This window comes from Streptomyces sp. NBC_01232, from assembly GCF_035989885.1.
Classification (GTDB): Bacteria; Actinomycetota; Actinomycetes; order Streptomycetales; family Streptomycetaceae; genus Streptomyces.
In genome coordinates this window covers 836,294-858,299 of sequence record NZ_CP108518.1, presented here as the reverse complement: position 1 = coordinate 858,299, position 22,006 = coordinate 836,294, and the positions used below count along the sequence as shown (strand labels likewise).

Sequence of the window (22,006 nt, the reverse complement as noted above, 5' to 3'; positions counted from 1 at the left end):
GACATGGCTGTGCGGACAACGATGCTGGCGGCGGCGGTGACGGCGGTGACCCTCCTGGCCGTGTGGGGCGGCACCTGCGCAACGGAGGCGGCCGCCGCCCCCGCACCGAAGGCGGCGGGTTCGTGCGACGTGCTCGCCCCCGGCGCCTCCGCGGTGGCGGAAGGGGCCGTGCGGGCCGCATGCGAACAGATCGGCGTCTGGTACACCTGGGGCGGGGGCCACGGGCCGCAGCCGGGGCCGACGTACGGTCAGGTCGACCCGAGCGATCCGGACAGTGCACACGACCCGGAGCGTCTGGGCTTCGACTGCTCGGGACTGGTCCGGTACGCCTACGCCCGTGCCGCCGGCGGCGACCCGCTGCCCGGCAACGCCTACCACCAGTTCCACGCACCGCAGGTGACGCAGCGTTTCACGGCCGGCCAGGGGACCGCGCCGCTGCTGCCGGGGGACCTGCTGGCCTGGGGTTCGGGAGGCTCCGTCCACCACATCGCGATCTACCTGGGCGCGGGGAAGATGGTGGAGGCCCGGGAATCGGGCACCCGGATCACCGTCAGTGACGTACGGCTGGGCGGGGACTACGCGGGAGCGGTTCGGGTCGCCGCCGCAGCGGCACCCGGCACGTTCAGCACCTGGGGCACCGATGTGTGGACCCACCGGGAGCCGTCCACCACCAGCCCGCGGGTGCACCGGTTCCCCGGCTCGACCACGGTGCGCATCGAGTGCCAGAAGCACGCCGAACCGGTGACGGCGGAGGGCTACACCAACGACGCCTGGTCGTACCTGCCCGAGTACGGGGCGTGGATCACCAACATCTACATCAAGGGCGCCGCCTGGCTCGAGGGCGTACGCACCTGTCCCTGAGCGCCGCCCGCCTCACCAGTACACCCGTCACACGGCTCGACAGAGAGCCCTTTCGAGGAGGAAGCATGTCCGCACGCAAGAAGATCGCCCTGGGTCTGGCCGCTGCCGCACTGGTGGGCGGCATGGCCACCGTGACCGGGCCCGCCCAGGCGACGCCGGCCACCGGGAAGAGCGCGGCCGCCGAATGCGGCGTCCGCGCCGACGGCAAGCTGTGGTGCGGCAACCGGGTCGGCGCCAAGGGCTACGAGCACCGCCGGTACAACTCCGCGGTGCGGGGGCCGCTGAACACGAGCCCCAGCTGGTTCCAGTGCTGGGGCCGCGGTGACCAGCACGCCGGCGGCAACAACGTCTGGTACTGGACACAGCTGGACAACGGCCAGTGGGGCAACGTCGCGGCCGTGGACGTCCACACGTCGGTCGACCCCGCGCCGGGCCTGCGCGAGTGCTGACGCTCCGAGGCGGCAGGCGGCGGTGCCACGGATCGGAGGCCCGCCCGAGCCGGTGAAGTGCTGCGCCCCTGCCCTCCATGGTGCGGGGGCGCAGTTCCGTTCTCCCGTACCGGAAGAGCACGCCCAGGTCTGTCCGCCGGCACCACCACCGCGGTCTCGCGGCCATGGGGATCCTGGTCCTCGGCGGGTACTCGATGACGCGCGAACCGGGCGGTCAGCGCGGCGCGCCGGCGAGCCACTCCTTGTAGGAGGTGGGGGCCGGGCGCGCGTCGGGGCCGCCGGTCAGGACGTCGCCCTCGACGACCGCGAACATGCCCGCCTGCTCGTCGGTGACGACCGTACGGGGATCCTGCCGGGCCGACAGCGTGAGACGGCCGAGCTCGTCGAGGGCGAAGACGTCGGGGCCCGCGACGTCGACCGTGCCGTTCAGCGGTGCGCCGGTGGTGACCTCGGCGAGGGCGGCGACGACGTCGGCCGCGGCCATCGGCTGGACGGGGGTGGAGGGCAGCCGGACGGTGTGCTCGTCCGCGGTCCAGGACAGGACCGCGTCCATGAACTCGAAGAACTGCGTGACGCGGACGATCGAATACGGGGTGGACCCCTGCTTGAGCAGGTCCTCCTGGAGGGTCTTCGCACGGTAGTAGTCCAGCTGCGGCACCCGGTCGACGCCCACGATGGACAGGACCACCTGATGGCCGACGCCCGCCCGCTCGCCCGCCGCCAGCAGATTGCCCATCGTGGTGCGGAAGAAGTCCGGGGAGGCCTCGTCGAAGGTGGGTGAGTTCGTCACGTTGACGACCGTGTCCGCGTCGGCGAGCGCCTGGTCCAGCCCCGCGCCGGTGAGCAGGTCGACGCCGCTCGACAGGGATGCGGCGACCACCTCGTGTCCGGCCGCGCGGAGCGTGGAGACGAGCTGGGAACCGATGAGTCCGGTGCCGCCGATGACCGTGATCTTCATGGCCGTGCCCTTTCTTGCAGGGGGATCGAGTGCGGCTGCTCTCTCGCTCGGCCGCCTCAAACTCGGACAACTCTTGTCTGAGATGTTACTCGGATAAGCTGTATCCGAGTCAAATGGAGGGCGCATGAAACTGTCCGGGGGCGTCGAGTGGGCGCTGCACTGCTGCGTGGTGCTGACCGCGGCGAGCCGGCCGGTGCCCGCCGCCCGTCTGGCGCTGCTGCACGACGTCTCGCCGAGCTACCTGGCCAAGCAGATGCAGGCCCTGTCCCGGGCGGGCCTCGTGGCCTCCGTCCAGGGCAAGACGGGCGGATACGCGCTGACCAGGCCCGCTTCCGAGATCACCGTCCTGGACGTGGTGCTGGCCGTCGACGGCGCGGACCCGGCGTTCATCTGCACCGAGATCCGCCGGCGCGGCCCGCTCGGAGCCCCGCCCGAGGCATGCACGAAGCCGTGCGGGATCGCCCGCGTGATGGGCGCCGCCGAGGCCGCCTGGCGGGCGTCGCTGCAGGGGGTCACCATCGCCGACCTGGTCGGCTCGGTGGAACGGGACAACGGCCCCGGGGCGCTGCCGGCCATCGGCGCGTGGCTCGACCCCGCGTCCGCCCCCGCGTCCGGCCCGTCAGCCGGCCAGGCGCACTGACCACGCGCACCGACCATGCGCACCGACCACGCGCGCTGCCGACCGCGCCGTGCATCACGGAGCCCCCCGACGGATCTCTCCGTCGGGGGGCTCCATGATGCAAGGGCGGGGTACGGCCCACCTCAGCCGATCGGCACCACTTGCTCGGCCTGCGGTCCCTTGGGGCCCTGGGTGACGTCGTACTCGACCTTCGCACCCTCGGCGAGTTCCTTGAATCCCGTCGTCTGGATGGCGGAGAAGTGCACGAACACGTCCGGGCCGCCGTCGTCCTGCTGGATGAACCCGAACCCCTTCTCCGAGTTGAACCACTTCACGATGCCTGTTGCCATCTGCGTCCTTCTCCATCGGTCGTACGGGCCGCGGTGCGCAGCCGTCTCGATGGTGCCCACCCACCCCGCATGCCACACCCGATACCGCGGATGTACTCCTCCCGCAGCAGTCCCGTGGCCGATACTTCCCCCATGGGGGATCACGACACCGTCCAGACGCGTCTGCGCGCCGCGTTGCGTGCCGACGACCCGTGGACCGCGCTCCACGCACTGAGCGCCGGCCGGCCCGGCCCTCTCGCCGAGGCGGTCGAGGAGCTGTACCGATCGGACGCGGAACGGGCGGCCTTCCGCCCCTACCTCGCCTGGCTGCTCCGGATTCTCGGTGATCCGGGCGACGCGGTGCTGCTGCGGTTGTTCGCCGAGCCCGCGTTCCCCGCCGAGGACCGCCAGCACCTGCTCGGGACCGCCGTGACGCGCGGGCTCCGACTGCCCGCCGAGCTCCTGCGCACGTACGCGGAGCAGGCTCAGGCCCTGTCCCGGGTCCCGGCCCCCGCACTCGTCGACGCCATGGGGCTCTGCGGCGACCCGTCCTTCGCACCGCGCCTCGGGGCCCTCCTCGATGACCCCGCCGCCCCGCGCGGCCGCGCCGCACTCGCGCTCGGCCGCCTCGGTGCCCGCGAGTGGACGGCGCCGATCGCCGGGCGGCTGTCCGAGGTGACCGGCCTCGACCACACCGCGTTCGCCGTCGCCCTGGAGCTCATGGACGATTCCGCCGCCGTACCGCACCTGCTGCGATGGCTGGCCGACAGCGGCGAGGAACGCGTGTACGACGTCCACCACGCCCTCGTGCGGCTCACCGGACGCGACCCGCTCCTGCCGGAACGGGCGCGCGGGGCGGCGTACGCGGCGGCCGTACGCGCCGCCTGGGCCGACGAGCACACGGGGCGCACGTCCGTGGTGCGGGACCTCGTCGTCGAGTCCGGCGCGCGGGCCCGGTTCTCCGTCGACGGGGGCGCGGGCCGGATCCGGGTCGCCTTCGACCCGCCGTCGCCCGGCTCCTCCTGGCCGCGCTGGGACCGGTCCCTGACGTTCGACGGAAAGCCGCTGTACCGGGTCGGCTCGTTGTGCGACACATGCGAACTGGGCCTGACCCTGCTGGACTGGCCGGACGACGCAGCGACCCGGATCGCGGCCCGCATGCGCGGGCGGCTGGCCGGCCTGGACCGGCTCGACACCGCACTGCTCGCCGAATGGAGCCCCGTACTCGGCGAGCTGGAGACCGGTCACTACCGCGCGCTCCTGCTCGACCTCCCCCTGGAACGGGTGGCCGAGCCGGCCCGGTCGTGGTGGTACCGCCGTGCGGCAGCACGGGCGAAGGAGGACGGCGACGACTACACCTACGAGTACGAGGACGACCGTCCCGACGACGACTGGCCCGGCGTCGCGCACTTCCAGCTCACCGCGCCCGTTCCGGGCGCCCGGTTGCCGTTCACGTACGGCGCCCTCCTGCCCTCGCAGCCACCGGAAGCGCTCGACCCGGCGGCCGTCGCCCGGCATGCGGCCTCCATAGCGGCGGGTGAGCGGCCCGCGGCCGTGGTCCTCGGCTGGATCGACGACCGGTACGTGGAAGCCCGGCACGAGGAGCGCTGGCTGGTCGGCGCCGTCCTTGACGGTCACCACCGGCTTTCCGCGTACGCGGCCGCAGGGGTGCCCGCCCGGGTGCTCCTGATCGCCCGCACGGGCGAGGGCAGTGGCGACGCGGACGGAGGCCCGGAAGGACTGGCGGAGCTGGCCGCGGCGTACGGCTGCAGGGACTGACGGCGGCGCGGCGTGGCGTGGGCGGGCGCTGTGACAGATCCGGCCGACCTGCCGGGCGCAACGGGGGAGTGGGCGGCGCACCGGCGGCGGGGACCGGTTCGCATCAGCGCCGGCCACGCGAGAGCGCGGGCCGCGGCAACGGCAGACCGGCGGCCCCGAGGTCGCTGGACAGAGTGCACTCTGGCGCCCGCCCCGTGAGTCCGGCCGGGCCGGGAGCGGGTCGCGCCTTAGCGTGGGTCCGCCACGATCCGGGCGTACCGCCGCCGGGATCCCGCCCCACGGAGGAACGCCAGCCATGACCCTCGGCATCCACGAGCTCACCGGGGACTACGTCCTCGACCCCGCCCACACCCGGATCGGCTTCGTCGCCCGCCACGCCATGGTGACCAAGGTCCGCGGTGCGTTCCACGCCTTCGAGGGCACCGCCCACCTGGACGGTAAGGATCCGGCCCGCTCCACCGCCCAGCTGGTGATCAAGACCGAGAGCATCGACACCGGAGTCGAACAGCGGGACCAGCACCTGCGCACCAACGACTTCCTGGACGCCCCCAACTTCCCCGACATCACCTTCCGCACCACCTCGGTCGAGCCGCAGTCCGACACTGAATACCGCGTCACCGGCGACCTGACCATCAAGGACACCACCCGCCCCCTCACCATCGACTTCGAGTACACGGGGAACGCCGTCGACCCCTACGGCAACCTGCGGGTCGGCCTGGAGGGATCGCTGACCATTTCCCGCAAGGACTTCGGCGTGACCTGGAACGCGGCTCTGGAAGGCGGCGGCGTGCTGGTCGGCGACAAGGTCGTCCTGGAGTTCGACATCTCCGCGATCAAGCAGGGCTGAGGCGAAGGCCAAGGCCAAGGACACGCCGCTGAAAACTGCTGGACTGCTGCGGCAGCAGCCTTGAGGGCCTCTGAGTTCCTCAGAGGCCCTCAGGGGGTTCCTCAAAGTCTGCCCAGGTCCGAACTCACCCACCGCTGCGGACGCATGTGGATCACGACCTGCTCACCGTGCTCCTTCCAGGCGGCGTCGACGTAGCCGTCGACCTTGTCCGCCGGCAGGTACCGGGCGGAGATCTCCACCAGCTGCTCGCGCTCGGCCGGAAGGGTCGAGATGACCGGTCCCTCGACGGACACGTACCGGATCGTGGGCTCCAGCCGGTCCACCATCAAGGTGAACCGGCCCGCGGCCCGGATCAGTTCGGCCTTGCGCGAGTCCCGGCCGGTCATGATCCAGACATCGCCGCCGGGCGCGTACTGGTACCAGATGGGGACCGTCAGTGGCGCACGGTCTTCCCCGTCCGCTCCCGCGGTCACCGCGAACGCGGCGACGTGGGGCTCGGCGAGGAACTGCTCACGTTCGCTGGGGGACAGGGCCACGGCACGCTCCTTCGGCAGGGGAATCCTCTGACGGATCCCTTTCACCCCAAGAACCCTGCCCCGCCGCGCGCCCATTCCCCGACCGTCACCCGCCCGGGCCAGTACCGCCCCGGCCGGCCAGGCGGTGCGGCCCTCAGACCCCGGCCGTGCAGAACACGCACGCCTCCCAGAACGGGAGCGCCTCCAGCACCCGGTGACGTACGCACGAGGCCATCGCCGCCTCCTGCGGCCCCGGCATGACGCACGAGCCGGCCTTCGCCGTCGCAGGGTCGAACTCCTCCACCATCTCCCGGTACGTGCGCAGGTACCCCTCCGCCCGGGGCGGCTCGTAGGTCAGCTCTTCCCACCGGTGGCGGGACAGCGCCAGATCGAGGACGCGCAGCAGGAAGTCCTTGGCCGCAGCCGCCTCCTGCGGAGTGTCCCCCCAGTCGAGCTTCGCCAGGCGGAAGCCAACCGCCCCGCGCCCCATCATGTTCTGGTCCTGCAGCGTCAGCAGCGCTGCGAAGCGGAAGTGCCACGGCTCGCGGGCCAGTGCGGACACGGCGAGCATCAGCACGTCCACGAACACCGCCGTCCCGCCGTTGGTCATCTCCAGGTACTTGCCGCCACCGCCGCGAAACACGTTCATGACGCGAGAGTAGACAGAGGGGCGGCTCACCTCGATGGCTCACCTCGACTCACCCCGCCCCGCCTCGCAACCTCCCCCGCATGTGCGGCGTTGTGCTCCTGTTGGCCCCCATCCTTCAGGAGTACCGCGTGACGCGTACCTCTTCACCCGCCACCGACGGCCTGTTGCGCCAGACGCTCGGCGAATGGCGCATCGGGCTGGTGGCCTGGCGGCTGCTCGTCCTGCAGACCGCGCACCCGGCCGTCGCGGCCGGCACCGCCCGCTACTCCACCTACCGGGCCCACCCCTGGCGGCGGATCGAGCACACCATGGACAGCGGCAGCCGGCTGTTCTTCGCCGGACCCGAGGAGCGGCAGCGCGAGATCGCCCGGCTGGAGCGCGCGCACCGCCGGATCCGCGGCACCGACGACGCCGGCCGCCCCTACACCGCCGAGGACCCGGAGGTCCGCGCCTGGGTGATGCTGACGCTGTACGAGGCCATGACAGCCATGCGCGAGCTGTCCGGTGATCCGCTCGAACCAGCCGAACTCGACGTGCTGTACGCGGAGTTCACCGAGGTCTGCGCGGCCCTCGGCATCCCCGGCGAGGTCCTCCCGGCCACCGCCGCCGACGTACCGGCGTACGTCGACCGGACCGTGCGAGAGGTCCTCGAGCTCGGTGACCAGGTCCGCTACCTGCTCTTCGAGATGCTGCGCGAGGCTCCCGCACCCCGCAGGCTCGGGCGGCTCCGGCCCGCCTGGCCGCTGCTGCGCACCGTCGCCGCGGGTGTGCTGACCACCCTGACCGTCGCCGACCTGCCGCGGGCGTGGCACGAGCGGTTCGCCATGCCGCGTACCCGTACCGCCGCCGCCCTGTCCTGGACGCTGCACCGCGGTATGCGGCAGGTGATGACCCGTCTGCCGGACCGCATGCGCTACCGCACCCAGTCCGACGACAACGACGGCGGCGCCGGCGGTCGGCAGCGCCCCGCTTCCCGGCGGTCCACAGCCGCCCCGAGCCTGCCCCGGCCCCGCACCTTCGACTCCCGCCCGGCGCGGCTCGAGGCGTTCTTCCGGCAGGTACTCGACCAGACCGGTGACGGGCGGGTGGACTCCGCCGACCTCCAGGCGATGGTCCACAACGTGTGCTGGCAGCTGGAGCTTCCCGTCGAGCGCGAGGACCGGCTCTACGCCGCCTTCGAGTCCTGGTGGAAGCAACTGCGCGAGGGCATGGACGCGGACGGCGACGGCGCGGTGGAGTGCGCCGAGTTCGTCTCCGCGATGCTGGGCGGCATCGACCGGGACGCCGATTACCTCGACCAGGGCCTGGGGCCGGCGGTACGCGCCCTGTTCCGGACCGTCGACACCGACGGCAGCGGATATCTGTGCGCGGACGAGTACCGCGTGCTGTTCGGGGGCCCGCGTGTCCACCCCGCCGAGCTGAACGATGCCTTCCGGCAACTGGACGTGGACGGTGACGGGCGGGTCAGCGAGGAGGAGTTCGTCGCCGCGTTCGTCGACTTCTTCACCGCCCGGGAAGACACCGCCGCGGGCGTGGCGCTGCTGGGCCGCGCCTGACCGCTGCGCCGTCCAGGCAGCGGTCGAGGAGTGCGTGCGTGCGGGAGGCGGGGAGGGACGGGTTGGCCGCGGCGCCCCGGGCGGTGCGGGGGTTGGCGAGGAGGGCCTCCAAGGCTTCTGGGGTGAGGCTCGGGCTGGCGGCGGCTGCCCGGCACACCGACTCGGCTTCCGCATCCAGCGACACCGCATCGTCCTGCCACCTCGTCGCGCCCGGACCGGGCTCCGGCGACCACGAAGCCGACGCGCACCAGCGGCTTCGCTCCAGGCCGCGCTGCTCCTGCTCCCCGCCCAGGGTGCGGCCGGCCCGTCCGGGCAGCGACACGGCCGCCCCCGAACCATCGGCGAAGCCGGCGGCCGTGGTGCCGCGCCCCTGTGCCGGGCGGCGGCACCACGGCCGTGTCGGCAGTTGCGGGCTACAGCACGCCGAGCTTCTCCTCGATGTACCTCACCAGCCCCGTGACGCCCAGGAAGCTGAGGCCGGACGAGCCGACGGCGACGAGCGAGGTCGCCTCCAGGTGGCGGGTGATGAGGAAGGCGAGGAGCGCGCCGACGGTCCCGCACAGAATCGCGATCACGAGCGCCATCACCTTCTCGGTCCGGGAAGGTCCGTCCGTTTCCACGGGCATCGTCGCGCCCTGGGGCGTCGCCGGGACCGGGGGGCCCTGCGTGTGGGTGGGGGTCGGCGGGTTGACTGTCTGGTTGGGCATGGGTGGTGAACCGTCCTTCTCTGTCCCCCTCCGATAGGGAGGGGGTGCCGCCCGCGTGGCGGCCTGAGTTCAGACAACTCGGCCCGCGACCGGTCCTCCAAGTAGTTCGAAACCCAAAAGAATCTTGGAAAACCAAGGATCTTCATGGCCGTCGTTCAGTGCGTTCATGCAGGTGAGAGGTGCGACTGAACGTTCCTGAACAGAATCGACCTCCTGATGTGCAGAGAACTGAATGGGACGACACCCCCTGTGGGGGATGCTTGGACTTCGGCCAAGTCGCAAAGGAGCGGCGCACATTGGGAACATGGCGCGAACTGCTGGGCGCGGCCCGGCGCTGGGACCAGTACCGGGTGGCCCTGAACGCCCTACGGAAGAGCGGAAAGGTGACGAGCTTCGCGGTTCTGGCGCGTGAGAGCGCAGTGATAGCCGCAGACATGCCGGAGCTCGACGGATTCTCGGTAGGAACCTTCCACGGCCTTGTCGGTGAGGGGGTGAACAAACGACCGAAGTGGGAGCAGGTCAATTCCTTCGTACGAGTGTGCGCAAAAGTCAAAGGCATCCCGGGAACCGAGGAGCTGGTGCGTCTCTGGGCCGAGGGCTACCGCCGGTGTGGAGGGGATCCGGGCGACCACTACCTCGGACCCACGCCCGTCGACACCGAGGACGCGGTGGGGGAGACGGTCGAGGCCACGACGGACGAGGAGGCCATGCGACAGTTGGCCAACGGCGTTACTACCGAGGGATCGACGGTCGAACACGCAGCGGGGCAGAGGAGACGGAAGCGTCTCCTGGCCTTAGCCGCAGCGGTCGTTGTCGTGGCCGCCGTCGGAGGCGGGATTCTGGTTCTCCAGGGCTTCGGCGCCGCGAAGGGCGAGGGGCAGTCGGCCGGGGCGGCCCCACAGGTCAGCAACTCGGGCTCGTCCGCACCGAGCCGGCCCGGCACCCGCACCTCCGCCGGCGCGGGAGACGGAGGCAACACCACACCTGCTACGCGGACTCCAAAGGAATCGTCTCCGAGGCTGAGGCAGCCGGCCGTGGACCCGACAACTGACTCGAAGCCCGGTTGGTACCTCTCGCGCATCACCTGGTCCGACAACCGCGGAACGACCCTCGTACAGGCCTATGCCGACTACACGGACAGCGACGACGGCCGGGGGTCGGCCACTGGACACGGTTATGACATCGGCCAGGACATCGTCGTGCTGTGCCAGGTCGTCGGGCGCCGCATCTCGCTGGGCGCGTACGAGGGCCCGGCCGAGCGCAACGGATTGTGGTACCGCATGTCGACCGGCGAATACATCCCAGCCGTCTACGTCGACACCACCAAGGCCTCTTTGCCCTCCTGCTGACCCCAGCTCCCGCACCGCTTCACCGTGGCGTGAACGCCGCACATGCCCCCGATGCCCGCCTGCTGCGCCCGCCGCTGTGGGCATCGGCCACCGGGCCGCCGGTCACGCCCCGGCCCCGTCCGGCGACATCAACGCAGAGATGGCCGGCAAGCCGGGCGGCGCCGCTCGCACCGGTGTCCCCGGCCACCCCGACCGCGATCCACCCGGTGCCGTCCGTGGCCACCGTCCAGCCGTCGACACCCTCCAGCACCCGCTCTCCGAAAGCGCTTCGCCCGGCATAATGCGGAGGATGGACTATCTGGCGGCTTGGATGGCCGGCGGCCGGTGGTACCCCGCGGGGCTCGCGGTAATGGCGCTGCTGGCGTCGGCCCGCCTGTACCGGTTGGTGAAGCGGGCCCTGTCCGTCCCCGGCGGCCGTGTCCAACCGTTCGGCTGCACCGAGGTGTTCGCCGTGGTGGTGCCGCTGCCGACCGCCGTTCTGCTGCTCTACGCGCCCGTGCTGTACGGCTGGATGCTGGGGAGTCCGGTGGCCCTGGGCAGTGTGGGTACGGCCGTGGCCTGGGGGCTGGGCATCGCCACTGCGGTGGGCGTGCTCGCCGCCGGCACGCGCCTCCGGAACTGAAGGCGCCGCCCGTCACCAGCAGGACGCGCGCAGCCGGATCGGTCACCGACTCCGCCGCTCCGCCCGCCGACTGCGTCGCCGGCCGCGCTTCGACGGCTGGAAGCCCTGTCGGAACGAACCCGTGCACCGAGCCGTGTGGCAGAAGCCGCTTCGACCGCTCACAGCCCGGCGACGTCCCGGGCCCTCTTCAGCACGGAGTCGAGCCTGTTCACCACGGCGCCGTGCCGCCCCGCGCGCTCCGCCTGCTCGGCCGGCACCAGTCGCGCTGCGGCCTCTACGGCATGGGCGTCCGGGTCACCGAAGGCAGTCCGCGGGTGCTCTCCCGTTTCCGCGCAGTGCGCCGTGACCTCCTTGACCGCCTGCAGGACGACGGCGCGGTCCACGCCCGGCTGCGTGGCCAGCCGTACTTGGAAGCGCGCCATCCACCTTTCGCGGTCCTTCTCCCCCGCCGCGTCCGTCGTCTCGTCCTTCGTCGCCACGTGTCCTCCCGGGTGATGTGCAACCGTCCGCTACGGAGTTGGACGCCGCTGCACGGAAGCGGGTTGCCTCGACGAGGCCCCGACGCTTTCCGGACGACTTCCGTCGAGGAACTCCGCGCCGCTGGAGCCGGATGCCCGCTGGCCCGGCCGGCCCGATACCGGGCCAGGTAGGGCCGTTGTCACAGCCGGCGGATACCTTGCAGCTCAGCACACAGGCAGGGCGAGTACACAGGAGCAGGGAGCGGCCATGGTCGTCGAGGTGGGGTACGCACAGGCGTGGGATCTCAAGGCCCGTGCGCCCTGGCGGCCGATATCCGCAGGAGAGGCCGGCGAGCGGGATGCCGCCGGGCTTCCGTACGTGGTGGTGTACCGGGAGCCGGGCCGTCCGGCTCCGCTGGAGGTCCGGCTCGTCTCCTGGCGCGACCGCTACGTCGGGCTGTGGGTCTACGACGCCCAGGGCCGCCGCACCTACGACCTGGACATGCGGCTGCTGGACGACCCGGCGCGGCTCATGCGCCGGTACACCGTCGACTGGAAGTACACCGGCCCGGAGATGCCGGAGTTCGACGAGGCGTGCCCGCGCATCACCGTGGACCTCTTCCCGGACGGGAGGGGCCGGCGGACGGAGGAGTCCCGGGGGAAGGGCGGGGGTTCGTACGTCACCTCTCCTCGCCTCAGCGAGGACGAGCGCTGGACGGACCGCCCGGCCTTCGGGGAGTGGCCGCTGCTCTCGGCCCGGATGCACGGGCTCACTGAGCCGCCGGCCTTCGAGGCGGCGGCAGAGGTCGCCGGGGCAGTCGAGGCGGCCGAGGCGGCCGAGTCCGGTGGCACAGACGCCCCCGCCACCTGCTGGCGTCCGCCGCGCCCCGCGCAGCCCGGGCCGATCAACGAACTGTTCCGGCCCGGGGTCCGCGTGACCGACGGCTACCACCCCGAGATGACCGTCGTGGAGGCGAGCCAGGTCGGCACCCTGCGCGTGCCCAGCGGGCTGCTGGCCGTCTCCGGCCCTGACATCGACCACAGCGACGGGCCGCACATCACGGTCCCCGTCCCGCCCGGAACGTACGTACTCGACGAGGCGCGGGTCCGCTACAGCTACCACTGCATGTGGGATGACGCCGAGGTCACGACCACGGCACCCACGGCCGTCCGCCTCCGCGTCAGCGAGACCCCCGCGGCGACCTGGGAGATGGCCCTCGGTCCGGACGACGATCCCCGGCTGTTCATCGAGGACCAGATAGCCGGCTTCTCCACCGACGGCGCCACCGGCTGCTTCGCCGACGCCGGGGCCTGGGAGCCGCTCATCACCCTCTTCGAGCGGGGGCTGATCCGGGGGGAGCCGGACCTGGACGGTTTCGAGGGCCTCGACGACAGCTCCATGTTCATGCAGCGCACCTGGGACGAGGCTTCCGGCGGCGAACTCATGGCCTTCGCCACGACCGGGGACGGTACCCACCCCGTGTGGGTCGGCCGTTCCGACGCCGGCCAGGTGGTCGCCGTCGTGGTGCTGGTGGAAGGGATGCCCGAGCTGCTCCCGGAGCGGGACGGAGTCACCGCCGATGCCTGAGGCGACGTGCATGACGGCGACGTTCGCGGAGTCCTGGGACGCGGCGTCCCGGACCGGTGGCCGCGAGCTGTCCCCCGGGGAGGCACGTGCCCGCGATGCCGCCGGCCTTCCGTACGTGGTGGTCCATCGCGCACCGGGTCGCGAAGTCCCGCTCGGGGTAAGGATGGTGGCGTGGCAGGCCGGGGTCCTCGACACCTGGGCGTACGACGAGCACGGCCGCCGGACCGCCGAGACCGAGCTGCGGCTGCTCACCGACGAGCGGCGGCTGCTGATACGGAGCCTGCTCGTGCGGCAGTACCAGGACGGGCGGACGGCGGAGTTCGATGTGGACGCTCCCCGGACGTCGGTGGACCTGGCCGCCGACGGAACCGCGCGCATCTCGCACCAGCCCGAGGGCATGCGCGGTGCCTCCCTGGAGGCCGAGGTGGCGGTGGCCGATGAGGACCTCTGGACGGCCCGCCCGGGCTTCGACGACTGGCCGGGACTCCCGGTCGCGGACGCACTGCCGGACTGGGTCGCCGCACAGCTGGTCTCCGAGGCGTCCGGCTGGCGCCGGGAGCCCTCCCGGCTGCTCGGGTCCACCGACTTCGACCGGGTTTTCCGGCCCGGTACCCATATCCCCGGGCTGACGGTCCTCGATCCGGTCCCGTGCGGCAGCGTACGTGTGCCGAGCGGGGTGCTGGCGGTGGCCTGCCCGCAGAGCTGGGACAGGGAGCCGAGGATCACGGTGGCCGTGCCGCCGGGCACGTACCGGGTGAAGGCGGCCCTGGTCGAGGTCGCGGATCAGGGGTACGGGTCCTACGAGGACGTCCTGGCCGTCCGGATGCAGATCGGCGACGCCCCCGTGGCGGTCTGGGAGATGGCGCTCGGGCCGCGTGACGACACGCTCCGGCTCCGTTCCGGAGAGGCATTCGGCTTCGACACGGACGGGGCAACGGGCGCCTTCGGCGATGCCGGGGTCTGGCAGGACCTGCGGGACCAGCTGGAGCGGTCGAACTGGCGCGGCTCCCCGGAGGCCGACAAGCTCACGGATTCCGTAGCCGGCATGCATCTCGACGGCGGCGACCTGGGCGCGGACCTGGCGGTCTTCTGCACGGGGGGCGACGGCGTCTACCCGGTGTGGGTGGGCCGGTCCGCCTCCGGAGAGGTCGTCTGCGTCGACGTCCAGACGGCCTTCGACCTGGACATCGACGCCTGAGCTCGTCAGCCGGGGAGCCTGTCAGCTCGTGAGGCCCGCTCCCTCGAGTCCGGTCCGGTCCAGTCTGGTCCAGTCCGGCGCGCTCCGGTCACCAGTCGTAGGAGGTTTCCCGGAAGGGGTCGGGGTCGGTGACCCAGCCTGCGTTGAGGACGAGCCGAGACGTGCGGTGCAGGGCGAGGAACCCGAAGGGACGGTCGAAACGGACTGAGATCTCGCGGGCCCGGAAGGGGTGGTACGGGGCGCCGCCGGCACGTGCGGAGAAGGCGGTGACGGCTGCGGAGCGGAAGCCGTGCGCCCCGAAGGTGGCCGTCATCGTCTGCACGGCTTGCCGGATGGCCAGCGGTTCGGCACTGATGCCGGGGAATTGGCCCTGCGAGGCGTCCTTCGCCGCGCGCAGGCCGAACAGGTCGGCACGGTCGAGCAGGTTGTGGGAGGCGTTGACGGTGAACGGCACGGTGGACACGCGGAGCATCGGGCTGCCGTCCTCGCTGGGGACGCGGTTCACGGACAGCCCGGGGCCCGGGGCGCCGTAAGGGAGGTGATCCCCGGGTACCACGGCCCGGCGGTCGTGGAGTGTAGCCACGGCGGCAGTCAGTACCTGGCCTGCGGTGGCTTCAGGTGTTCCGAGGTACAGGTGAACGTCGATGCCGTGGGCGCCGATGACCTGAAGCTCGGTGAGGAGGCCGCTTGCCGAGTCCGCGACGCCGATCCGGTTCAGCAGACTGCTGCTGCGGTGCAGGCCGGCCAGGTCCTTGCCGTGCCAGGGCCCTGACTCGGCTGCCATCCGACCCGCGGTAAAGGGCCGGATCCAGTCGGTGCGGAGGGCCATGGCGCTCGCTGACACGAGCAGGGTCTCGTCGTCCACCGTGATCGGCATCGCGGCTATCTGCCCGTCCGTGCACCTGTCTGCCCAGGCGTCGAGGCGCTGCTGATCGCCGACGGCGTCGCCGGTGAGCTGCCCGTGCACGTCGGCGGGCAGGCGGTCCAGCCAGGCCGGTTCGACGGGCAGGTTCTTGCGGGTCCACAGTCCCAGCGCCGTGCTCAGGCCACGGGTCGAACGCATGGCGGAGAGCAGGTCCCGTGCTCCCGCTGCGGCGACGCCCGCCGGGATACCGAGTGCGGCCGAGAGTTCGCTGCGGGCGGGGCCGGCGGCCCCGTCGGCGAGGAGACCGATCAACGGCCACACTCCGGCCGCGGCGATGACCGTGCCGTCGTCGGGCAGTGTCGCGGCCCAACGCGCGGCCAGTCCGTTGATTGCCTTGACCGTGCCGTGACCGACCATACTTGCCCGCCCTCTCCCTGCTTCCGGACTGCTTCCGGATCTTGCGAGAGTAGAGGCGGGGATGCCTGCAGGCGAGCGCATTACGCATCGACCCGGTGCCGGTCGACGACAGCCGCGCAGAGGTCAGTCGGTGCAGGGCCTTTGTACAGCCGCCTCAGAGATTCGTCTTCGACTCACGCCTCCCGAGCGGCCTTCGCATCGCCCAGCGTGTGTGCGCAGTAAAGAAGTTGGACCAGAACCCATTCCTGCGAACAAGGGCACAACGAAACATGCGGCCAGACTGATGGTCATTTCAACGGACAGCACTTGCACCCAACTTGATGAATCGTGCCCCGGTGATATTCGCTCTATTAGTGCATCGGGATGAGTGATGATCATCGGCGGGATTTCGCCTGCTTATGATCTCCGCGCCATGACAGAAACCCGCACATTCCAAGCGTTACAGAAATCGGCCGACGTGGTCGTACTCGGCGCCGGCCCCGCAGGCTTGGTGCTCGGCAATCTCCTGGTCGCTGCCGGGATCGACTGCGTCGTCCTTGAACGCGCCACCCGCCAGCACATCCAGACCCGTGCGCGAGCCGGCTTCCTCGCGCCGAACACCGTACGGATCCTGGACCGCCACGGCCTCGCCGACGGGCTGCACCGCCACGGACGGACCCACGGCACGTGCGAGTTCCGCACCGAGGAGGGCAGCTTCCGCCTCGACTACGGCGCCCTCGGCCGCGGTGAACAGCACACCGTCTACCCGCAGCAGAACCTTGTCACCGACCTCCTGGCTCGCTACCTCGATGCCGGCGGGAGGATTCGTTTCCGCACCGAGGCGCTGGCCGTGCACGACGCCGACAGCACCCGGCCGTACGTCATCACCGGAGAACCGGACGACGACCGCCCCACCCGATGGACTGCCCGGTACGTCGCCGGCTGCGACGGCCGGCACGGGGCGGCCCGCCGCTCGCTTCCAGCCGCCACCGTCCGCCACCACCACGACCACGGGGTGAGCTGGCTCGGCCTGCTCGCCGAAGCGCCACCCAGCCTCGACGCCGTCGGCTACGCCGTCCACGACCGGGGCTTCGCCGGCCACATGACCCGCAGCCCGCAGATCACGCGCTACTACCTCCAGTGCCGACGCGGCACCCCCGCCGACGCCTGGTCCGATGAGCGGATCTGGGACGAGCTCGACCTGCGGATGCGAGCCGTGGAGCACGGCCCACTGCGCAGGGGGAGGATCACCGAGCGCGGCGTCATCGACCTGGCGTGCGACGTCGTCGAACCACTGCGCCACGGCTCCCTCCTGCTCGCCGGTGACGCCGCCAGCCTGACCGCACCGGCCGCCGCGAAGGGAGCGAACCTCGCGATTCTGGCAGCGGAGTCCCTGGCAGGAGCCCTGACCGAGGCCTTCGCCCGAGGGGACGACACCGCACTCGACCGCTACTCGGCCCGAGTGCTGGCACACATCTGGCGCTCCCAGGAGTTCACCCACTGGATGACCGGACTGCTGCACGAGATCCCCGGCCAGGAGCACTCGGGCGGATCGTTCTTCCATGCCTCCCTGCGGCGCGCCCGCCTCCGTTCGCTGCGCACCTCCCGAACACACCAGCTCTGGTTCGCCGAGAACTACGTCGGCGTCTGAGTCACCGCTCCGCCCCGGGCCGCGCCCTCCACGCCGGCCCCGCACACCGCCACCACGCCCCATCGTGCCCCGGTCTCCGACCCGGCACCGGCCCGAGGACGCCTCCGTGATGACCACGACCCTCCCCGACGGATCCCGAGTACCCGCCGCGGTCGATATCGCCGCCGCCACGCCCGTCGAGGAAACGATGCTTCCCGACGACACGGCCCGACTGCGGGCCGCGGCAGCCTTCGTACGCGAGCACCAGAGCGCGGCCACCCTGCTGCCCCTGCTGCTTCCCGGCCTGCACGGCCCCGAACTGCGATCCCTGTCCGCGCACTGCCGGTTCGCCCACGCCGGCCTGCTCCTCTTCCCGCCGGATCCGCACGACCTGCGCCGTCAGCTCGCCGACTGCGGGCTGGACCCCGATGTTCCGTCCCACCCCAGCGTGGTCGTACGGGAACGGCTCGCCCGGCGCCACGGCCGCGACGCGGCCGAACTGAACGTCCGCATCCTGCGCCCCCACGTCCACGGCCCGACAGGTGAACGGCGCACAGTGGAGGTGTTCGCCCTCACCGTCCCTGCACACTCGGACCTCGAACCGCTCGCCGCGTACGAGCGCGTCCGCGGCCACGAGGCCCACCTGGCCTTCGAACTGGAGCACCCCGACCCGCTGGTGCTCCGCGGGCTGTGCGCGCTGCTCACCCGCCACGGAGCCCGCCCCGACGGCGGCGGGTACAACACGCACGAGGACGGCACCGTCCTCTACTTCACCACCCCCGCCGGCACGACGTGCGGCTACCGGCGGCTCGAGCTCTACGCACAGGGCGACCACCGCGACGTCCTGGGCACCCATCTCAACGAGAGCCACAGCACGCACCGTCATGCCGAAACGCTCCTCCAGCTCCTCACCGGCGCGTGGACCACGCAGGCCCTGGCCGCGTTCGCACGCCTGCGCCTGCCCGAGGCCATGGACACCGAAGTCATCAGTACACGCGAACTCGCCCGCCGTACCGGCACCCACCCCGAAAGCCTCGGCAGCCTCCTGCGCTACCTCACCATGCTCGATGTCGTGGCGACGGGCGAAGAGCAGCAGGACGCCTTCCGCCTCACCCCCCTCGGGCGCCTGCTCCGCGCCGACTCACATGACACGATGCGCCCCTTGGCCCTGATGTACGCGGGCCCCTTCTACCGCTCCTTCGCGGCCCTCGACCACACCGTGCGGACCGGCCGGCCTGCCTTCGACCACGTCTTCGGCGAGAACCACTTCGACCATTTCGCGGGCGACCCCGCGCTCGCCGACATGTTCGACCGCTCGATGGCGGCGAGCGCGCGGATGTTCCAGCCGATCCCCACCCACCCCGTGATCACCGCCGCAGCCCGGGCCGGCACCCCCGGCACCGTCGTCGACGTGGCCGGCGGCAACGGCGAGCTCCTCGGACGCATCCTCGCCGCGCACCCGACCCTGCGCGGCGCGCTCCTGGAGCGTCCCCACGCGGTCGAGGCCGCGCGCCGCTCGCTCGATGCCATGGGCTGTGCGGCCCGTTGCGACTTCCTCAGCGGCGACTTCGCCGACGTACCCCACGGCGGCGACGTGTACGTACTGTCCCGCGTCCTGCACGACTGGGACGACGACCGATGCGGCGAGATCCTGCGCCACTGCGCCCGGGCGATGCCCGTCCACGCCGACCTGCTGATTGTCGAACGGCTCCTCCCCACCGACGGTTCCCCGTCACTGGCCACTGCCTGGGACCTCCACATGATGTGCAACGTCGGCGGCCGCGAGCGCAGCGCCGAGCACTACGCCCGGCTCCTCGCCGACGCCGGACTGGAACTGCTGGACCGCACACCGCTTCCCTTGGACGCCCACGTCCTGCACGCCCGCAAGGCACAAGTGGGCTGACAACCGCGGACACCGCGGGAGAGCGGCCCGTCCGACCGTACGGGTCCGCGATGACGTGGCCGTCCCGGAAGGCGAAGAGCCGGCCGCAGCCCATGACCGGGGCGGGCCGGTCCGAGACGGGCACGGTGATCCGGTCGTCCGCGTGGCCACGGCTCAGCACCACCTCGTACAGCGCGTGTTCGGCGCGGGGGATCGTGTTCGCGGTGGGTCCGTCGAGAACGAGCGACCCGATGCCCCGAACAGGCACTACTGTCCCTCTGCCGGGTCCGGTCCGGCTCATGAAACGCGGATCTTGTGGGGGGCGGCAACAGCGGTGGACGACGACAAGACGGTGCAGCGGCTGGACCTGGACGTGGACGAACTGTCGCTGTCCCCACTGGGTTGGCAGATCGAAGAGATCCAGGCGCACCTGGTCACGACGACCTACAGCGAGTGGGAACACCACCAGGAGATCGAGCTCTCCGGGACGGCACGGTTCCATGGGGAGGAGTGGTCCGACCGCTTCGGCGGTGGTGACTACGCGCCCGCCCTCCTGCTCGCCGTCGGGCGCACGGGCTCGCCGGTCCCGCCCCAGTACAAACGGCTTGTGATGGAGACCGTGACCAAGTTGTCCGAACGTCCCCGGCATCTCTCCGAGAAGAGCAGCTCGTGGGAGTGCGAGAGCCCGCTCTCGCCCGAGGAGATCACCTTGCGGATCACCGCTATGGACGCGGAGGAGATCGAGTCCGATTTCGGCCTCGCACCCGAGAAGCACTCGGTGCTCCCGGTCGAGGTGATCGACGAATCGACGCAGACCGCCGCAGTACAGCTCACGGTCACCACGAGCAGCGCCCATGTCCTGCACGACCTGTACGACAGCCGGCTGCGTGTGCACCTCGCCGGCGGCGCCGTATTCGGTGCTCCCGAGCAGCTGCTGGCCGCCCATCTGGCTGTGCACGACTGGCGGGACCAGGACTCGACACTTGAGGACGAGTGCCCCTTCGGTGTCAGCCTGCCTGGACTGGTCGTCGAGACCCTGGGGGAGGGGGGAGCCCTGATCCGTGAGACGGAGATCGACCTCTCCGGCAGCATCCCCGTGGGCGAGGCGGGTGAGCTGCCCGCGCGCAGCCCCCGTTGGATCGCCGATGCCGAACACGACCTCGACCACTCCGCCCGTCTGCCCACGCGCGTCATCGTCCGGATCGTGGACGCGGACGACCTGTGAGGAAGTCGTCCGGACCGGCTAGTCGTCCTGGGCGCGGCCCGTGGGCAGTGGGTGGCCGGGCCGGGCCATTGCGGGTCGTCGGCCATGACCGGGGTCCATGGCCACATCGGCTCCGGATCAGGCCGTGCCCCACCACCGCGACCAGATGTCCGCCGACGGTGACTCCCGCTGCTGTCACATACTCCGGCATCGTCCCGGGCTCCATTCGCTGATTGACCGAAGAGCTGTCATGAGGGCGTGCGTCCGGGCGGGCCCGTGCGTGACGTCGGTCGGCGATGTTCTTCGGAGGCCGCGCTCGACCGGCTCCGGGAGCTCGAACCGGACCGCGCCTCACCGGCCCGCCACGTGGCGAAGAGCCCGCCACCCGCACTCGTGATCACGGAGAACCCTGTCGACCCGGCCACCATGTACACCACGGTGGCAAGCGCGATGAGGACAAGCAGGGCGATCAGCTCCACCGAACGCGCGCTCACTTGCCTCGGGCGAGCCCGGACCTTGCGGTTCTCGGCGCTGCGGATGCTCCTTTTCAGCATGGTGGTTCCTCCCGGTCCGGCACTCTGTCGGTGCTCCTCCTGGGAAGATGCAGGGTGAGGATTTATGCCACCAGGGGCAACAAACAGGGGCGGGGACATTTCCCAGGAGAGGCAAGTTGCCGCCTCGGGCAAGAAGGCGCGGCGCCACGGCACAGGGGAGGGCACGTGAGCGAGAGCGAGGAGGGGGGCAACCGGCGCGGGCGCTCGATGGCACCCCTCGACCCGACGTTCTCCCCGGGTGAGCGGCAGTTCCTCGAACGGCTGCGAACGGTGGCCACTGCCGCCGGGGACACCCTCGCCGAGGTCAGCAACGGGCTGGCCGACCTGGCGCACCTCGAGCGGACGCCCTCGATGTTCGCCAGCGTGCCGGACCTGTCCAAGATGCTCTCCGGCAAGCGCAGTACTCGGCCGGAGGTGATCAGAGGCCTTCACATCCTTGCCGTGTTGCGGGCAAAGAGGGGGAGGGGCCTTGAGTCCACTTGCCCTGAACGGACAAGCCTCCCATACGAGTTGACCGTTGCGGAGGCCGAGGCGGAGATCGCCATCACGCAGCGCCTCTACACCGGGTGGGTGCGAGGGCGCGACCGGGGACGGCTGCGCCTTCAACTGGCAGAAGCGCAGGAACAGTCGGGGGAACTCCGAGCCCGGCTGGCGGCCGCCGAACGGCGTGCCGAAGAACTCACGGCCGAGATTTCGGCTGCCCGTCATCGGCACGACGAGATGGTTGCGACGCTCACGACACGCAGTACCAAGGCCTATGCCGCGCTGGGCCGAAGCCGTCGTGAACTCCTCGAACTTGCAGACCGGGTGCAGGCCTTGAACGACCGCATCAGATGGCTGGAGGAGGCGTTGCAGGACGCCTGGAACGCCGTCGTTCGTCACGTGGAAGAGCTCGCCTCGGTCTTTGAGCTGGTGATTGAACTGGCAGCCCAGCTCGCGGACGAGGAAGCCTGATCACGACGCGATCGCGGTCACCGAGGCCCGCTTCGGG

21 protein-coding genes are annotated in these 22,006 nt (G+C 71.3%); 14 read left to right on the top strand and 7 right to left on the bottom strand.

Going from position 1 to position 22,006, the window contains the following annotated elements; translation table 11 throughout:
* Positions 1 to 3 precede the first annotated feature (3 nt).
* Complete coding sequence (locus tag OG444_RS04155; protein ID WP_327260795.1) at positions 4 to 861, top strand: C40 family peptidase; 858 nt, start codon at positions 4 to 6, stop codon at positions 859 to 861.
* A gap of 65 nt (positions 862 to 926) precedes the next feature.
* On the top strand, positions 927 to 1,310 hold the full coding sequence (locus OG444_RS04150; protein WP_327260794.1) for a hypothetical protein: 384 nt from the start codon (positions 927 to 929) through the stop codon (positions 1,308 to 1,310).
* Between the two features lie 214 nt (positions 1,311 to 1,524).
* On the opposite strand, the gene OG444_RS04145 is transcribed toward OG444_RS04150, so the two are convergent.
* Positions 1,525 to 2,268 (bottom strand): SDR family oxidoreductase, encoded by a 744-nt coding sequence (locus OG444_RS04145; RefSeq protein ID WP_327260793.1) that lies wholly within the window; start codon positions 2,266 to 2,268, stop codon positions 1,525 to 1,527.
* A gap of 124 nt (positions 2,269 to 2,392) precedes the next feature.
* Here OG444_RS04145 and OG444_RS04140 point away from each other — a divergent pair, with 124 nt between their 5' ends.
* Positions 2,393 to 2,908, top strand: a complete 516-nt coding sequence (locus OG444_RS04140; RefSeq protein ID WP_327260792.1) for an RrF2 family transcriptional regulator — start codon at positions 2,393 to 2,395, stop codon at positions 2,906 to 2,908.
* A gap of 122 nt (positions 2,909 to 3,030) precedes the next feature.
* Here OG444_RS04140 and OG444_RS04135 read toward each other — a convergent pair whose 3' ends face one another.
* Positions 3,031 to 3,237, bottom strand: coding sequence for a cold-shock protein (locus OG444_RS04135; RefSeq protein ID WP_081524690.1), 207 nt, complete (start codon positions 3,235 to 3,237; stop codon positions 3,031 to 3,033).
* A gap of 132 nt (positions 3,238 to 3,369) precedes the next feature.
* Here OG444_RS04135 and OG444_RS04130 point away from each other — a divergent pair, with 132 nt between their 5' ends.
* Complete coding sequence (locus OG444_RS04130) at positions 3,370 to 4,995, top strand: hypothetical protein (protein WP_327260791.1); 1,626 nt, start codon at positions 3,370 to 3,372, stop codon at positions 4,993 to 4,995.
* A gap of 295 nt (positions 4,996 to 5,290) precedes the next feature.
* Positions 5,291 to 5,842, top strand: coding sequence for a YceI family protein (locus OG444_RS04125; protein ID WP_327260790.1), 552 nt, complete (start codon positions 5,291 to 5,293; stop codon positions 5,840 to 5,842).
* Positions 5,843 to 5,943: 101 nt separating this feature from the next.
* Here OG444_RS04125 and OG444_RS04120 read toward each other — a convergent pair whose 3' ends face one another.
* Positions 5,944 to 6,378, bottom strand: a complete 435-nt coding sequence (locus OG444_RS04120; protein ID WP_327260789.1) for a pyridoxamine 5'-phosphate oxidase family protein — start codon at positions 6,376 to 6,378, stop codon at positions 5,944 to 5,946.
* A 133-nt stretch (positions 6,379 to 6,511) separates the two neighbouring features.
* Positions 6,512 to 7,006, bottom strand: a complete 495-nt coding sequence (locus OG444_RS04115; RefSeq protein ID WP_327260788.1) for a hypothetical protein — start codon at positions 7,004 to 7,006, stop codon at positions 6,512 to 6,514.
* A 128-nt stretch (positions 7,007 to 7,134) separates the two neighbouring features.
* Between OG444_RS04115 and OG444_RS04110 the strand changes: the two genes are divergently transcribed.
* Positions 7,135 to 8,562 (top strand): oxygenase MpaB family protein, encoded by a 1,428-nt coding sequence (locus OG444_RS04110; RefSeq protein ID WP_327260787.1) that lies wholly within the window; start codon positions 7,135 to 7,137, stop codon positions 8,560 to 8,562.
* Positions 8,563 to 8,975: 413 nt separating this feature from the next.
* Here OG444_RS04110 and OG444_RS04105 read toward each other — a convergent pair whose 3' ends face one another.
* On the bottom strand, positions 8,976 to 9,269 hold the full coding sequence (locus tag OG444_RS04105) for a hypothetical protein (protein WP_327260786.1): 294 nt from the start codon (positions 9,267 to 9,269) through the stop codon (positions 8,976 to 8,978).
* A gap of 260 nt (positions 9,270 to 9,529) precedes the next feature.
* Between OG444_RS04105 and OG444_RS04100 the strand changes: the two genes are divergently transcribed.
* On the top strand, positions 9,530 to 10,618 hold the full coding sequence (locus tag OG444_RS04100) for a hypothetical protein (RefSeq protein WP_327260785.1): 1,089 nt from the start codon (positions 9,530 to 9,532) through the stop codon (positions 10,616 to 10,618).
* A 289-nt stretch (positions 10,619 to 10,907) separates the two neighbouring features.
* Positions 10,908 to 11,240, top strand: coding sequence for a hypothetical protein (locus tag OG444_RS04095; protein ID WP_327260784.1), 333 nt, complete (start codon positions 10,908 to 10,910; stop codon positions 11,238 to 11,240).
* Positions 11,241 to 11,398: 158 nt separating this feature from the next.
* On the opposite strand, the gene OG444_RS04090 is transcribed toward OG444_RS04095, so the two are convergent.
* Complete coding sequence (locus OG444_RS04090) at positions 11,399 to 11,719, bottom strand: hypothetical protein (RefSeq protein ID WP_327260783.1); 321 nt, start codon at positions 11,717 to 11,719, stop codon at positions 11,399 to 11,401.
* 247 nt (positions 11,720 to 11,966) lie between these two features.
* On the opposite strand from OG444_RS04090, the gene OG444_RS04085 reads away from it, so the two are divergent.
* Both OG444_RS04085 and OG444_RS04080 read left to right on the top strand, forming a co-directional pair.
* The gene (locus tag OG444_RS04085; RefSeq protein ID WP_327260782.1) at positions 11,967 to 13,286 is read left to right on the top strand and encodes a DUF4241 domain-containing protein; all 1,320 of its coding nucleotides are present in this window, start codon (positions 11,967 to 11,969) and stop codon (positions 13,284 to 13,286) included.
* Positions 13,279 to 14,484: a DUF4241 domain-containing protein gene (locus OG444_RS04080; RefSeq protein ID WP_327260781.1), complete on the top strand. Its 1,206-nt coding sequence runs from the start codon at positions 13,279 to 13,281 to the stop codon at positions 14,482 to 14,484. The genes OG444_RS04085 and OG444_RS04080 overlap by 8 nt, the downstream gene beginning before the upstream one ends.
* Positions 14,485 to 14,572: 88 nt before the next feature.
* Here the strand turns inward: OG444_RS04080 and OG444_RS04075 are convergent, their stop codons facing one another.
* Entirely contained in the window at positions 14,573 to 15,766 is a 1,194-nt protein-coding gene (locus OG444_RS04075) for a serpin family protein (RefSeq protein WP_327260780.1), read from the bottom strand.
* 412 nt (positions 15,767 to 16,178) lie between these two features.
* Here OG444_RS04075 and OG444_RS04070 point away from each other — a divergent pair, with 412 nt between their 5' ends.
* The 4 genes from OG444_RS04070 to OG444_RS04055 all read left to right on the top strand — a co-directional run bounded on the left by OG444_RS04070 (position 16,179) and on the right by OG444_RS04055 (position 21,969).
* The gene (locus tag OG444_RS04070; protein ID WP_327260779.1) at positions 16,179 to 17,396 is read left to right on the top strand and encodes a 4-hydroxybenzoate 3-monooxygenase; all 1,218 of its coding nucleotides are present in this window, start codon (positions 16,179 to 16,181) and stop codon (positions 17,394 to 17,396) included.
* Positions 17,397 to 17,505: 109 nt separating this feature from the next.
* Entirely contained in the window at positions 17,506 to 19,278 is a 1,773-nt protein-coding gene (locus OG444_RS04065; RefSeq protein WP_442810451.1) for a methyltransferase, read from the top strand.
* A gap of 313 nt (positions 19,279 to 19,591) precedes the next feature.
* A complete protein-coding gene (locus OG444_RS04060) occupies positions 19,592 to 20,482 on the top strand; it encodes a hypothetical protein (protein ID WP_327260778.1) in 891 nt (296 codons plus the stop codon).
* A gap of 698 nt (positions 20,483 to 21,180) precedes the next feature.
* A complete protein-coding gene (locus OG444_RS04055) occupies positions 21,181 to 21,969 on the top strand; it encodes a hypothetical protein (RefSeq protein ID WP_327260777.1) in 789 nt (262 codons plus the stop codon).
* Positions 21,970 to 22,006: the final 37 nt, after the last annotated feature.

Coding starts and splice junctions, on each gene's coding strand:
- OG444_RS04085 (WP_327260782.1), top strand. CDS start 11,967: ATGGTCGTCGAGGTGGGGTACGCACAGGCGTGGGATCTCAAGGCCCGT.
- OG444_RS04125 (WP_327260790.1), top strand. CDS start 5,291: ATGACCCTCGGCATCCACGAGCTCACCGGGGACTACGTCCTCGACCCC.
- OG444_RS04070 (WP_327260779.1), top strand. CDS start 16,179: ATGACAGAAACCCGCACATTCCAAGCGTTACAGAAATCGGCCGACGTG.
- OG444_RS04105 (WP_327260786.1), bottom strand. CDS start 9,269: ATGCCCAACCAGACAGTCAACCCGCCGACCCCCACCCACACGCAGGGC.
- OG444_RS04135 (WP_081524690.1), bottom strand. CDS start 3,237: ATGGCAACAGGCATCGTGAAGTGGTTCAACTCGGAGAAGGGGTTCGGG.
- OG444_RS04075 (WP_327260780.1), bottom strand. CDS start 15,766: ATGGTCGGTCACGGCACGGTCAAGGCAATCAACGGACTGGCCGCGCGT.
- OG444_RS04130 (WP_327260791.1), top strand. CDS start 3,370: ATGGGGGATCACGACACCGTCCAGACGCGTCTGCGCGCCGCGTTGCGT.
- OG444_RS04095 (WP_327260784.1), top strand. CDS start 10,908: ATGGACTATCTGGCGGCTTGGATGGCCGGCGGCCGGTGGTACCCCGCG.
- OG444_RS04155 (WP_327260795.1), top strand. CDS start 4: ATGGCTGTGCGGACAACGATGCTGGCGGCGGCGGTGACGGCGGTGACC.
- OG444_RS04145 (WP_327260793.1), bottom strand. CDS start 2,268: ATGAAGATCACGGTCATCGGCGGCACCGGACTCATCGGTTCCCAGCTC.
- OG444_RS04140 (WP_327260792.1), top strand. CDS start 2,393: ATGAAACTGTCCGGGGGCGTCGAGTGGGCGCTGCACTGCTGCGTGGTG.
- OG444_RS04080 (WP_327260781.1), top strand. CDS start 13,279: ATGCCTGAGGCGACGTGCATGACGGCGACGTTCGCGGAGTCCTGGGAC.
- OG444_RS04150 (WP_327260794.1), top strand. CDS start 927: ATGTCCGCACGCAAGAAGATCGCCCTGGGTCTGGCCGCTGCCGCACTG.
- OG444_RS04115 (WP_327260788.1), bottom strand. CDS start 7,006: ATGAACGTGTTTCGCGGCGGTGGCGGCAAGTACCTGGAGATGACCAAC.
- OG444_RS04065 (WP_442810451.1), top strand. CDS start 17,506: ATGACCACGACCCTCCCCGACGGATCCCGAGTACCCGCCGCGGTCGAT.